This is a genomic window from Mycobacterium kyorinense (assembly GCF_001672775.1).
Lineage (GTDB): Bacteria > Actinomycetota > Actinomycetes > Mycobacteriales > Mycobacteriaceae > Mycobacterium > Mycobacterium kyorinense_A.
This window is the reverse complement of the sequence record NZ_LZKJ01000030.1, coordinates 1-12,858: the sequence shown is the minus strand read 5'-3', so window position 1 is coordinate 12,858 and position 12,858 is coordinate 1. Positions and strand designations below refer to the sequence as shown.

At 67.3% G+C, this 12,858-nt stretch carries 12 protein-coding genes; 7 read left to right on the top strand and 5 right to left on the bottom strand.

All coding sequences use genetic code 11. The features are described from left to right. The 6 genes from A5707_RS02030 to egtE all read left to right on the top strand — a co-directional run. On the top strand, positions 1 to 541 hold a 541-nt coding region (locus tag A5707_RS02030), incomplete at its 5' end, for a sensor domain-containing protein (protein WP_232000598.1). Positions 542 to 674: 133 nt separating this feature from the next. Further along, positions 675 to 1,961 (top strand): ergothioneine biosynthesis glutamate--cysteine ligase EgtA, encoded by a 1,287-nt coding sequence (egtA, locus tag A5707_RS02025; protein WP_065012858.1) that lies wholly within the window; start codon positions 675 to 677, stop codon positions 1,959 to 1,961. After that, positions 1,958 to 3,238: an ergothioneine biosynthesis protein EgtB gene (egtB, locus tag A5707_RS02020; RefSeq protein WP_065012857.1), complete on the top strand. Its 1,281-nt coding sequence runs from the start codon at positions 1,958 to 1,960 to the stop codon at positions 3,236 to 3,238. Before egtA ends, egtB begins: the two co-directional genes overlap by 4 nt. After that, positions 3,238 to 3,927 carry an ergothioneine biosynthesis protein EgtC gene (gene egtC, locus A5707_RS02015; RefSeq protein WP_065012856.1) on the top strand — a complete coding sequence of 230 codons (690 nt, stop codon included), beginning with the start codon at positions 3,238 to 3,240 and terminating at the stop codon, positions 3,925 to 3,927. The genes egtB and egtC overlap by 1 nt, the downstream gene beginning before the upstream one ends. Further along, positions 3,927 to 4,892 (top strand): L-histidine N(alpha)-methyltransferase, encoded by a 966-nt coding sequence (gene egtD, locus A5707_RS02010; RefSeq protein ID WP_065012855.1) that lies wholly within the window; start codon positions 3,927 to 3,929, stop codon positions 4,890 to 4,892. The genes egtC and egtD overlap by 1 nt, the downstream gene beginning before the upstream one ends. Next, positions 4,889 to 6,022 (top strand): ergothioneine biosynthesis PLP-dependent enzyme EgtE, encoded by a 1,134-nt coding sequence (gene egtE / locus A5707_RS02005; RefSeq protein ID WP_065012854.1) that lies wholly within the window; start codon positions 4,889 to 4,891, stop codon positions 6,020 to 6,022. The genes egtD and egtE overlap by 4 nt, the downstream gene beginning before the upstream one ends. 6 nt (positions 6,023 to 6,028) lie before the next feature. Here the strand turns inward: egtE and A5707_RS02000 are convergent, their stop codons facing one another. The 3 genes from A5707_RS02000 to A5707_RS01990 are packed head-to-tail and all read right to left on the bottom strand — an operon-like array spanning position 6,029 to position 9,007. Next, positions 6,029 to 6,709 carry a class I SAM-dependent methyltransferase gene (locus A5707_RS02000; RefSeq protein ID WP_065012853.1) on the bottom strand — a complete coding sequence of 227 codons (681 nt, stop codon included), beginning with the start codon at positions 6,707 to 6,709 and terminating at the stop codon, positions 6,029 to 6,031. Positions 6,710 to 6,718: 9 nt separating this feature from the next. Continuing rightward, entirely contained in the window at positions 6,719 to 8,197 is a 1,479-nt protein-coding gene (locus A5707_RS01995) for a glutamate--cysteine ligase (protein WP_065012852.1), read from the bottom strand. Positions 8,198 to 8,215: 18 nt separating this feature from the next. Next, positions 8,216 to 9,007 (bottom strand): class I SAM-dependent methyltransferase, encoded by a 792-nt coding sequence (locus A5707_RS01990; protein WP_065012860.1) that lies wholly within the window; start codon positions 9,005 to 9,007, stop codon positions 8,216 to 8,218. 1 nt (position 9,008) lies between these two features. On the opposite strand from A5707_RS01990, the gene glpK reads away from it, so the two are divergent. Continuing rightward, positions 9,009 to 10,571, top strand: coding sequence for a glycerol kinase GlpK (gene glpK / locus A5707_RS01985; protein WP_065012851.1), 1,563 nt, complete (start codon positions 9,009 to 9,011; stop codon positions 10,569 to 10,571). Positions 10,572 to 10,613: 42 nt separating this feature from the next. Here the strand turns inward: glpK and A5707_RS01980 are convergent, their stop codons facing one another. Both A5707_RS01980 and A5707_RS01975 read right to left on the bottom strand, forming a co-directional pair. Beyond that, positions 10,614 to 11,408 carry a PadR family transcriptional regulator gene (locus A5707_RS01980; protein WP_065012850.1) on the bottom strand — a complete coding sequence of 265 codons (795 nt, stop codon included), beginning with the start codon at positions 11,406 to 11,408 and terminating at the stop codon, positions 10,614 to 10,616. A gap of 67 nt (positions 11,409 to 11,475) precedes the next feature. Beyond that, entirely contained in the window at positions 11,476 to 12,735 is a 1,260-nt protein-coding gene (locus tag A5707_RS01975; RefSeq protein ID WP_065012859.1) for an MFS transporter, read from the bottom strand. Between the last annotated feature and the right edge of the window lie 123 nt (positions 12,736 to 12,858).

The following is a 12,858-nucleotide window of genomic DNA, read 5'->3' as shown; positions in this document are numbered from 1 at the left end:
CGACCGCCTGTTTGACGAAGTGCGTCTGGTCGCTGGGCGACGTCTGGGTGGTGGCGCCGTTGAACGAGGCCAGGTCCAGGCGTACTGGGTCGACGACCCGGTGTGTAACAACTGGGCAGACATCGGGTTGCCCGAGGTGTACAACGACCCGGACCTGGCCTCGTTCAACGGCGCCACCACCCAGACGTCGCCCAGCGACCAGACGCACTTCGTCAAACAGGCGGTCGGCGTCTTCGCCACCAACGACGCCGCCGGTCGCGCATTTCACCGCGTCGTGGACCGCACTGTCGGCTGTTCTGGTCAGACCACGGCCATGCACTTGGACAACGGGGCCACCGAGGTGTGGTCGTTCGACGGCGGGCCCGCAAGCGCCGCCGATGCCGCATGGACCAAGCAGGAAGCCGGCACCGACCGCCGCTGCTTCAATCAAACCCGGCTGCGGGAAAACGTTGTGCTGCAGGCCAAAGTGTGCCAATCGGGCAACGCCGGCCCGGCGGTAAACGTGCTGGCTGGAGCTATGGAGAACGCGCTCGGCCAGTAAGGCGCGGCGAGCCGATCGACCGCTGTGGAATATGTCGGTGCCCTCCGGAAGATGAAACGTACGGCTATCGTTGGGTAGCCGCGCGCAACCAGCGGCCTGCGACCATCGGTCCGGGCCCGGAGGGATCTGACATATGGCGTTTGCCGTCGCGTCGCAGCTGGATGACACGCGCCTCGTCGACGGCGAACTGACCAGTTCGTTGGCCGCCGCGCAGTACATCACCGACTCCTGCCTGTCCGATGCGCCGCTGGGCCGCGTCGGCCTGGAGATCGAGGCGCACTGTTTCGATCCGGTCGAGCCGCAGCGCAGGCCCGGCTGGGAGGAGATCACCGACGTCATCGCGTCGCTTCCGGAATTGCCGGGCGCCAGCGCGGTCACCGTCGAACCCGGCGGCGCCGTGGAATTGTCCGGTCCGCCTCTCGCCGGCGTCGTATCGGCCATCGAGGCGATGCATGCTGACCAGTCCGCGCTGCGGTCCGCGTTCGCCGCGGCCGGCCTGGGGCTGGTGCTGCTGGGCGCCGACCCGCTGCGGCCCGCCAAACGGGTCAACCCGGGCGCGCGCTATGCCGCCATGGAACAGTTCTTCGTGGCCAGCCGCACCAGTGTCGCCGGCGCGGCGATGATGACGTCGACGGCGTCGGTCCAGGTCAACCTCGACGCCGGACCGCAGGCCGGGTGGGCGGATAGGGTGCGGTTGGCACACGCACTGGGCCCGACCATGGTTGCCGTCGCCGCCAACTCCCCGCTGTTGGGCGGCCGGTTCTCCGGCTGGCTGTCCACCCGTCAGCGGGTCTGGAGCCAGCTCGATTCGGCGCGCTGCGGGCCCATCCTGACTGCCAGCGGCGACGATCCGCGCACCGACTGGGCGCGTTATGCCCTGAAGGCGCCGGTGATGTTGGTGCACGCCCCGCGCAATGGCACTGCCGATCCGGTGACGCACTACGTGCCGTTCGCCGATTGGGCCGACGGCCGATCCTTGCTCAGCGGTCGCTATCCGACCACCGCTGACCTGGACTACCACCTGACCACGCTGTTTCCCCCGGTTCGGCCACGCGGTTGGCTGGAGATCCGCTACCTCGACAGCGTTCCCGACGCCATCTGGCCCGCGATCGTGTTCACGTTGGTGACCCTGCTCGACGATCCCGATGCCGCCGAGCTTGCGGCCGAGGCCGTCGAACCGGTCGCCACCGCGTGGGACATTGCGGCCCGGGTCGGCCTGGCTGACCGGCGGCTGCACGCCGCGGCCAACCGGTGCGTGGCCATCGCCGCGCAACGCGCGCCGGCGCAGTTGGACGATGCGATGGCCCGGTTATTGCAAGCGGTCGAGCAGGGCCGCTGTCCCGCCGACGACTTCGCCGACGAGGTGATCGCGCGCGGCATCGCGCCGATGGTCACGCGGCTGGCGCAAGGGGAGTCGTGAATTCACGAGAAACGCTGGCCTGCGCTCTGACTCGGGCCCGGGAGCGCACGCTACAGCTGGTCGACTTCGACGACGCCGAGCTGCGTCGCCAATACGACCCGTTGATGAGCCCGCTGGTGTGGGACCTGGCACACATCGGCCAGCAAGAAGAGCTGTGGCTGCTGCGCGGCGGCGCCCCGGAACGGCCGGGAAGATTGCCGCCGGACGTCGAGGGCCTCTACGACGCTTTCGTGCACTCCCGCGCCAGCCGCGTCGAGTTGCCGCTGCTGTCAGCGAAACAGGCCCGCGCATACTGCGACACGGTGCGATCGGCGGCCCTCGACGCTCTGGACGCGCTGCCCGACGAGCCCGATGCCGGATTCGTCTTCGGGATGGTCGTCAGTCACGAAAACCAGCACGACGAAACGATGTTGCAGGCGTTGAATCTGCGGACCGGCGCGCCGTTGCTGCCGACCGGGACGCCGTTGCCGCCGGGCCGGCCAGGTCTGGCCGGCACGTCGGTGCTGGTGCCTGCGGGCCCGTTCGTGCTCGGCGTCGACTCCGCCGACGAACCGTTTTCGTTGGACAACGAGCGTCCGGCCCATGTCGTGGACGTCCCAGCGTTCCGGATCGGCCGGGTCCCGGTCACCAACGGTGAATGGCGGCAGTTCATCGACGACGGCGGCTACCGGCAGCCACGTTGGTGGTCGACGCGCGGCTGGGAGTACCGCCGGAGCGCCGGGCTGACCGCACCGCAGTTCTGGGACGCCGACGGTCAGACACGGACGCGGTTCGGCCACCTCGAAAACATCCCGGCCGACGAACCGATCCAGCACGTCACTTTCTTTGAAGCCGAGGCCTACGCCGCGTGGGCAGATGCCCGGTTACCCACCGAAATCGAATGGGAGAAGGCCTGCGCGTGGGATCCGGCCGTGGGTACGCGACGCCGCTATCCGTGGGGCGACGACGATCCGTCCCTGGAGCGTGCCAATCTCGGCGGCGCGGCGTTGCGCCCGGCGCCGGTCGGCGCCTATCCGGACGGGGCATCGGCCTACGGTGTCGAGCAGATGCTCGGCGACGTATGGGAGTGGACCACCTCATCGCTGCAGCCGTGGCCGGGATTCACGCCGATGATCTACCGCCGCTACTCGCAGCCGTTCTTCGGCGGGGACTACCGGGTGCTGCGCGGCGGGTCGTGGGCCGTCGCGCCGGAAATTCTGCGGCCCAGCTTCCGCAACTGGGATCACCCGTATCGGCGGCAGATCTTCGCCGGCGTCCGATTGGCTTGGGACATCTGATGTGTCGACACCTGGGCTGGCTGGGGCGCCCGGTCGCCGTCTCGACGCTGGTGCTCGACCCGCCCTGCGGTCTGCGGGTGCAGTCCTATGCGCCGCGCCGCCAAAAGCATTGCCTGATGAACGCAGACGGTTGGGGCGTCGGGTTTTTCGACGGCGCGACGCCGCGGCGGTGGCGTAGCGCGGCCCCGCTGTGGAGCGATGCGTCGTTCGATTCCATCGCTCCGGCGCTGCGCAGCCACTGCATCGTTGCCGCAGTGCGTTCGGCCACGGTCGGCATGCCGATCGAGGTCAGCGCGGCCGCGCCGTTCACCGATGGCCGGTGGCTGCTCTCCCATAACGGGATCATCGACCGCTCCATTCTGCCGCCCAGCCTGTCGGCCGAATCCATGTGTGACAGTGCGCTTCTCGCCGCAATGATTTTCAGCCGAGGCTGCGACAACCTTGCGCAAACCATTGTGGAGCTCGGGACGGCCGACCCGGTTGCTCGGCTGAATATCCTGGCGGCCAACGGGTCCCGGTTGTTGGCCACCACATGGGGTGACACGTTGTCGGTGTTGCGCCGCGACGACGGTGTAGTGGTGGCCAGCGAACCCTATGACGACGACCCGGGCTGGGAGGACGTGCCCGACCGCCACCTCGTCGAGGTCACCGCGGACGGCGTCACCCTGACCACACTGAGGGGAGCTTGATGACGCTGACGCTGTCCAACCACCTAGCCGCCGACTCCGCGTATCAGGCGCTGCGCCGCGATGTGCTCGACGGCCTGCGGCAGACCCCGAAATCTTTGCCGCCCAAGTGGTTCTACGACTCGGTGGGCAGCGATCTGTTCGACCAGATCACCCGACTGCCGGAGTATTACCCGACCCGTGCGGAAGCCGAAATCTTGCGGGGCTGCTCAGCAGAAGTGGCGTCGGCCACCGGCGCGGACACCCTGGTCGAGCTGGGTAGCGGGACGTCCGAGAAGACCCGGATGCTGCTCGATGCGCTGCGTGATCGCGGCGCGCTGCGCAGGTACGTGCCGTTCGATGTCGACGCCAACATGCTGTCGGTGGCCGCGTCGGCAGTGCAACGCGAATATCCCGGTATCGAAATCGCCGCGGTCTGCGGCGATTTCGAGGAGCATCTGGCTGAAATTCCCGGCGGAGGGCGTCGGTTGTTCGTGTTCCTGGGATCAACGATCGGCAACCTGACGGCAGGGCCGCGCGCGGAGTTTCTGGCGTCGTTGGCCGCGGTGTTGCGACCGGGCGACACCCTGCTGCTGGGCACTGATCTGGTCAAGGACACCGAGCGGCTGGTCCGGGCATATGACGACGCCGCAGGAGTGACGGCGCGGTTCAACCGCAACGTGCTCTCGGTGATCAACCGGGAACTCGACGCGGATTTCGACGTCGACGCCTATGCGCATGTCGCCCGCTGGAACGCCGAAGAGCAGCGGATGGAGATGTGGCTGCGCGCCGAACGGCCGCAGCGGGTAGAGATCCGCGCGCTCGACCTCACGACCGAGTTCACCGCCGGCGAGGAGATACTCACCGAGGTCTCGTGCAAATTCCGGCCCGAGGCGGTGGCCGCCGAACTGGCCGCTGTCGGGCTGCGACGCACGCGGTGGTGGACCGACAGCGCCGGGGACTTCGGGCTGTCGCTGGCCGCCAAGTGACTGCGCTGGCCGACGGCTGGCGGTCGGCCCGTCCGCCGGTCGCGGGGCTGCACCTGGACAGTGCGGCCTGCTCGCGGCAGAGCCTGGCTGTGCTCGATGCCACCGCCCGGCACGCCCGCCAGGAGTCCGAAGTCGGCGGCTATGTCGCCGCGGCCGCCGCGGTACCGGTGCTGGACGCCGGGCGTGCCGCCGTCGCGGCGCTGGCCGGCATGCCCGATGCCGAGGTGGTGTTCACCACCGGCTCGCTGCATGCACTCGACCTGCTGCTGGGCAGTTGGCCGCCGGGCGGCCGGACCCTGGCCTGCCTGCCGGGTGAATACGGCCCCAATTTGGCGGTGATGGCGGCGCACGGTTTCGCCAGCCGCCTGTTGCCCGCCGACGGCGACGGGCGGATCGCGATCGACGAAGCGGCCGTGCGTCTGGCCGCCGACCCGCCGGATCTGGTGCATCTGACCGTGCTGGCCAGCCACCGCGGGGTCGTGCAACCGCTGGCCGAAGTGGCGCGCCTGTGCGGCGACCTGGGTTTGCCGTTAGTTGTAGACGCCGCCCAGGGGCTCGGCCAGGTGGACTGCGCGGTAGGCGCCGACGTGACGTACACGTCGTCGCGCAAATGGCTGGCGGGCCCACGCGGGGTCGGCGCACTGGCCGTGCGTCCCGCGCTGATGCAGCGGTTGCGGCCACGGCTGCCTCCGCCGGATTGGGCATCGTCGCTGTCGGTGGCTCAGCGACTCGAACTCGGGGAAGCCAATGTTGCTGCACGCGTGGGCTTTTCAGTTGCACTGGGCGAGCACCTGGCCGCCGGCCCGGCCGTGGTGCAGCAACGCCTGGCTCAGGTGGGCCGCGACACCCGCACCGTGCTGGCCGACGTCCACGGCTGGCGGGTCGTCGAAACACCCGACGAGCCGAGCGCGATCACCACGCTGGCCCCGACCAACGGAGCCCAACCGGACGCCGTGCGGTCCTGGCTGATCGAGCACCGTCAGATCGTGACGACAGCCGCCGGCGTGGAGCGGGCGCCGCGGGAATTGACCCAACCGGTATTGCGAATTTCGCCGCACGTCGACACCACCACCGACGAGTTGGCAACGTTCGCCGCCGCGTTGGCAGAGGCGACCGCAACCACCAGCTGACGACCCTCAGTCGGTTTTGTGCGCGGTCACCAGGTAAGCCGGCAATTTCGACCGGCCCTTCTCGTCTTTGGGGAACTCCGGCATCTGAACCGGCGCATCGGGCGGGCTGGACGGAATGTTCGCGTGGATGAACGCCGGACGAATCTCGTCGATCGTCCAGTACTTGCTCACCGCGGCCCGCAACTCGTCCTCGTCGACGGTATTGGGCCCCTGCTCCGCCTCGGGCGGGAAGGCGGCCTTGGCGAAGACCAACACGTAATACACCGCCCCCGGTGCCGCCGCCCGGTGTATCGAACGCAGGTAGCCGTCGCGGCCCTCCACGGGCAGCGAGTGAAATAACGTGGAATCGATCACGGTGTTGAAGCGGCCGTCATAACCGGTGAACGAGGTGATGTCGGCTTGCGCGAAACTCGCCGTGCTCAATCCGCGTTCTTCCGCAGCCTTGGTGGCGGCCGCGACGGCGGTCGCGGTGAGATCAATGCCGACCACGGTGTAGCCTTCGGCCGCCAGCGCCAGCGACAGTTCGGCGTAGCCGCAGCCCGCGTCGAGAACATCGCTGCGTACCTTGCCGTCCCGGACCAACGTAGCCAGTTCCGGCTGCGGCTCACCGATATTCCACGGCGGCGGTCCCTCGAAAACACCTTCCTGTCGGTATGCGCTGTCCCAGTCCAACACTTCATTCGCCATGGCTCCAAGCTACTCGGGCGTTTCCCAGGTGTGCACCGGCTCATTGGCGTGCATGTGGTCGCAGTAGCGGTGCAGCATCTCGGCCAATGCCGCCGGCCGAGTCATCCCGCCGGCCTGCAATGCCTGCACCGTGGCCACCTGCCAGGTTGCCCCGTTACGGCCGGTTTTCGCGCGGCCCTCGATCACACCCAGGAACCGGTCGCGCACCTCAGCGGCGACACCCCAGGCCTGCAGGCCTTCGTCGGCCATCGGCAACAGTTGCCGCAGCACGAGTTCGTCGGTGGTGACCTCGCCCAAACCCGGCCAATACAGTTGGGCGTCCAGTCCGTAGCGGGCTGCTTTCCGGAAATTCGTATGGGCCGCAGAGAAATTCATCTTGGTCCACACCGGGCGGTCTTCCTCCGACAAGGTCCGCAGCATGCCGTAGTAGAACGCAGAATTGGCCAGCATGTCGACCACGGTCGGACCCGCCGGCAGCACTCGGTTCTCCACTCGTAGATGGGGCCGGCCGTCGACGACGTCGTACACCGGCCGGTTCCAGCGATACACGGTTCCGTTGTGCAGCCGCAACTCCGAAAGCTGTGGCGTGCGGCCAGCGGCGAGTTCGGCGACCGGATCTTCCTCGGACACTTCCGGCAACAGCGACGGAAAATAGCGCACGTTCTCTTCGAACAAATCGAAGATCGACGTGATCCAACGCTCCCCGAACCACACTCGAGGCCGCACCCCTTGGGTTTTCAACTCGTCCGGGCGGGTGTCGGTTGACTGCGTGAACAGTTCGATGCGAGTCTCCGCCCACAGCTGATGACCGAAGAAGTACGGCGAATTCGCGCCAAGTGCGAGCTGCGGGCCGGCCAGCACCTGGGCGGCGTTCCAGTTGTCCGCAAAGTCAGCGGGCGATACCTGCAGGTGTAATTGCATACTGGTGCAGGCCGATTCGGGAGCGATGGTGCCAGAATTCAAGCTGAGCGGCTCGGCGCCGCCGATGTCGATCTGCAGATCTTCACCGCGAGCCCGAAAGATCGAGTCGTTGAGCGCTTGATAGCGGGTGGAGTCGCTCATCCATCCACCGCGCAGATGCTCGGGCATCAGCGTCGGTAATATTCCAATCGTCACGATGTGCGCGTTGTCGGCGTTGGCCTTTGATTCGGCGTCGTTCAAACTCGCCCGCACATCGGCTTCCAACTCGATTACGGTGCGACCCGGCAATGACCGCGGCGGCACATTGAATTCGATGTTGTAGGCGCCTAATTCGGTCTGATAGGCCGGATCGCCGATCGCCGCCAACACATGCTGGTTGGACATCGCAGGCTGGTAGTTGTCGTCGACGAGGTTGCATTCGATTTCCATCCCGGTCAGGGGACGGTCGAACTCGAAGCTGGACTGCGCGAGCATCGTCTCGAACACGTCCAGGCACAACTGCACCTTGCGCCGGTATTCCTGCCGGTGCGCGTGGTTGTACGCGGCCCGTTTGACCTCTTCGCCCACATCGCCGATGCAACAGGTTCAGCGACGCTCACGCAAGCGACTGGCCACCACGATCTGTGGCCGCGGCCGAAGCGGCGAATTGAACCAGCCGCCGCCACGCAGCTCGAGCTGGATGGCCGGCTCCGCGTGCCGGGCCAGCGCTCGCAGCGCCGACGGGCTGTAGGCGCGCAACGAGCTGATCACACCGTCGTGTGCCATCGGGATCGCCATGGCCAGCGGCAGCATCGACGCCAACTGGGCGATGTGCAGCAGTGACGGCGGCCGGGGCAGGTCGATGATCAGCAGCTTATCCGCCACGCGACTCCCTTCGGCCAACGCCCGAGCCGCCGCCAGCGGCGGCAGGTGGTGAAACGACATTGCGAACACCGCCAGGTCGTAGGAGCCGTCGGGCGCGTCGATGGCCGTGGCATCCATTTGAAGTACGGCAGCCCGCGGGTGGTGCCCCAGGTCACCGGCGGCGATCGCGGCCATCGAAGCGGGTTCGATGTCGGTAACCGTCACCTCGGCGGTGGGATGCATCTCGAGCAGGGCTCGAGACAGCGCGCCGTGTCCGGAGCCGAGCTCGAGGATCTTGGGATCGGGCACGTCGGCGATTTCGTCGAGCGCGATGCGGGCGAACATCTCGTGATGACCGAGCAGTCGCCCGAAGCGGTCCAAGGACCGAACCACCGCTCGCTTGCGGTCGTCGACGTCGTCGCGGTCCAGATACTCCAGCCGATCGGTCTGCAAGAGCCGGTCCAGACAAGACGCCCTGGGCCCGCCGCGCGGCATCGTCTCGAGGTCGAACGTTCCTCTGCCCACATAGACCATCATGGACGATTACCGGCAGTGGCCGCCGTCCCGCGGAGGAGAGCAAGTGGCTGAGTTCATCGCCTCGATCGACCAGGGCACCACCAGCACCCGCTGCATGATCTTCGACCACGACGGGACCGAGGTGGGCCGCCACCAGCTCGAGCACGAGCAGATCCTGCCGCGAGCCGGCTGGGTCGAACATGACCCTGTCGAGATCTGGGAGCGTACTTCCTCGGTGCTGGTGTCGGCGCTCAACAGAACCAACCTGTCAGCGGAAGATATTGCCGCGCTGGGTATTACGAACCAGCGGGAGACCACACTGGTGTGGAACAAGCGCACGGGCAGGCCCTACAGCAACGCGATCGTCTGGCAGGACACCCGCACCGATCGCATCGCGTCGGCGCTGGACCGCGACGGCCGCGGCGAGGTGATCCGGCGTAAAGCCGGCCTCCCGCCGGCGACGTATTTCTCCGGCGGGAAACTGCAATGGATTCTGGACAACGTCGACGGCGTGCGCGCTGCGGCCGAACAGGGTGACGCCATCTTCGGCACCGCCGACACCTGGCTGGCATGGAATCTCACCGGCGGTCCGCGTGGCGGCGTGCATGTCACCGACGTCACCAACGCCAGCCGAACCATGCTGATGAATCTGGAGACCTTGGACTGGGACGACGAGCTGCTCTCGCTGTTCGGGATACCGCGGGCGATGCTGCCCGCTATTGCGCCGTCGTCGGCGCCGCAGCCATACGGGGTGACGCGAGACAGCGGTCCGGTCGGCGGTGAGGTGCCACTCACCGGCATCCTGGGCGACCAGCACGCGGCGATGGTCGGGCAGGTGTGTTTGTCACCCGGAGAAGCCAAAAACACCTACGGCACCGGCAATTTCCTACTGCTCAACACTGGCGAAGAGATCGTGCGCTCCACCAACGGCTTGTTGACCACCGTCTGCTATCAGTTCGGCGACGCCAAACCCGTTTACGCCCTGGAAGGTTCGATCGCGGTCACCGGCTCGGCGGTGCAGTGGCTGCGCGACCAGTTGGGCATCATCAGCGGCGCCGCGCAGAGCGAGGCGCTGGCCCGTCAGGTCGACGACAACGGCGGCGTGTATTTCGTTCCGGCGTTTTCCGGCTTGTTCGCCCCGTACTGGCGATCGGATGCCCGCGGCGCGATCGTGGGGTTGTCGCGATACAACACCAACGCACATCTGGCCCGCGCGACCCTGGAGTCGATCTGCTACCAGAGCCGCGATGTGGTCGACGCGATGGCAGCCGACTCCGGTGTGCATCTGGAGGTGCTCAAGGTCGACGGCGGGATCACCGCCAACGACCTGTGCATGCAGATCCAGGCCGATGTGCTCGGTGTTGACGTCGTGCGGCCGGTGATCGCCGAGACGACGGCGCTGGGGGCGGCCTACGCCGCCGGCCTGGCAGTGGGGTTCTGGGCCGACCCCAGTGAGCTGCGGGCCAATTGGCGAGAAGACAAGCGTTGGTCGCCGACGTGGAGCGATGATGAGCGCGCCGCGGGGTATGCGGGCTGGCGGAAGGCGGTGCAGCGCACCTTGGATTGGGTCGACGTCTCCTAACCCGTTTGCTCCCCTTTTGCCGCTCGCGGGGGGCAGCGCTAGCTACTCGTCTTCACTGAGCACGTTGTAGATTTCGCGCCTGGCGTTGTTGACGACGTCGATGATGCGCTGCTGCTGTTCACGGCTTGCCGCGTGCGCGGCTTGCGCGACCGAGCCGAGCAATTGGCCGACCGAGGTCTGCAGGTTGAGGTGCGACGGGTCAATGCCGTCGGCGATCTCCTCCCACGGCGGGGTGGTGATCTTCTTGGCCGCTGCGCGGCCGTCCTCAGTCAGCTCGAAAAGCTTTTTGGTTCCTTCGATCTCCGATCCGACGCACAGTCCCTCGTCGACCAGCATCTGCAGGGTCGGATACACCGAGCCAGGGCTGGGCCGCCACAGGTCCTGGCTGCGCTCGGCGATCTCTTGGATCATCTCGTAACCGTGCATCGGCCGCTCGGCCAACAGCACCAGGATGGCGGCACGGACGTCGCCGCGGCGCCCACGCCGACCCGGTCCGCGGCGGCGACCGCCGCGCTGGCCGGGGCCAAATCCGAGTCCGAAACCAAACCCGCCGGGACCCATCCCGCCTTGGCCGAACCCGCCTGGTCCGAACCCGCCCGGTCCGAAGCCGCCTGGTCCGAAGCCCCCGGGTTTGAACCCTCGGCCCAACCCCGCTCCGAATTTCGCACCGCCCGGATTGTCGTTTCCGCGGGCGTGGCTGCGGAGATTCGCGCGAACCCCGGATCGACCTTGGCGGCGCTTCTCGTGCACCGTGCTGTGGCCCTGTGGACCAAGGCCGAAGCCTTCAGGAGGGCCACCGACGAAGGGCGTCCCGTAAGGACGGAAAGGTGTGCTCATGGTGTGTCTCGTTTCTGATGGAGTCACGCCTGGATGCGTAATCGATGCATCAACGATATATCGGGAACTATCGCGATGCAACGGTCGGATCGACATTTCTCGCCGCCGGGCCGGTTTCGGGCATAGCGAGCAGATAGAGCGCGAACCCGCCGCCGGCCAGCGCGCCCAAGGCCAGAAACGCCGCGTGGTAGCCCGCCACCACCACGATCCAGCCGGCGGCGAAATTCGACAGCGCGGCACCCACGCCCCAGGCGGTGGTGACAGCGCCCAGGCTGATGTTGAAGCGCCCAGTGCCGTGCGTGACGTCTTGCACGACCAGGGGAAACAGCGCCCCGAAAATGCCGGCACCCACCCCGTCGAGCAACTGCACACCCACCAGCCAAAACGAGTTGTCCGACAGCGTGTAGAGGAAGCCGCGGGCGGCCAACACCGCGAACCCGACCAGAAAGATGGGTTTGCGGCCCCAGCCGTCGGCCTTGGCGCCGGCGATATAAGCCACCGGCACCATCACCACCTGGGCTGCCACAATGCAAACGGCCATCAATGCGGTGCCCCGCTCCTTGCTCTGGAGCGCCAGCACCTGGCCGACCAGCGGCAGCATGGCCGCGTTGGCGAAATGAAACGCCACCACCGCGGCGGCGAAAATCATCAACCGTCGGTTGTGCAGCAGAACCGCCAATCGCGACGGCTGCCGGTGCGGCTGCCCGGGTGCGTGGTCCATGCCGCGCGCGACCTCGTGGTCGATGGCCTGCGCCGGGATCCGCAGGGTGGCCACCACACTGAGCAGCCCCATCGCGGCGAGCACCCAGAACACCACCGCCGGGCCGAAGAAGTAGGCCAGCCCGCCAGTGGTGGCAGCTGCGGCGGCGTTGCCCGCATGGTTGAACGACTCGTTGCGCCCGATCCGCCGGGCAAAATGCCTCGGGCCCACTACGCCCAAGGTGATGGCCGCCAAGCCCGGGGCGAATACCGAGCCGGCGATCCCGGTGACCGCCTGCAACACCGAGATCGAGTAGAACCCGGGAAAAAGTGGCATTGCTAGGGCCCCGGCTGTGACGAGCACTGCACCAGCGATCACCAGCGCCCGCTTCGAAGTGGTGCGGTCGACTACTGCCCCCACCGGCGTTTGCGCCGCGATCGCCGCGATCCCGCCGATGGCCATTACGAACCCGATCGAGGCCTGGTCCCACTGATAGGTGAGCAACAGATAAATCGCCAGATACGGGCCCAAACCGTCGCGCACGTCGGCCAGCGAGAAGTTCAACAAGTCCAGCGCCCGCGCCAGCCGCGGCGGGGTCACCTCGGCCGCGCCGGCCGTCGTTGCCATGCCGGCACGGTAGCCAGCGAAAATGAACTGAAGCTGGGAAGGTTTACCCGCCGCGGCAGGCTGGGTAGCACTCAACCGATGACTGACGAAGACCGCGACGTGAAAGTCGCCCCCGGCGCCGAG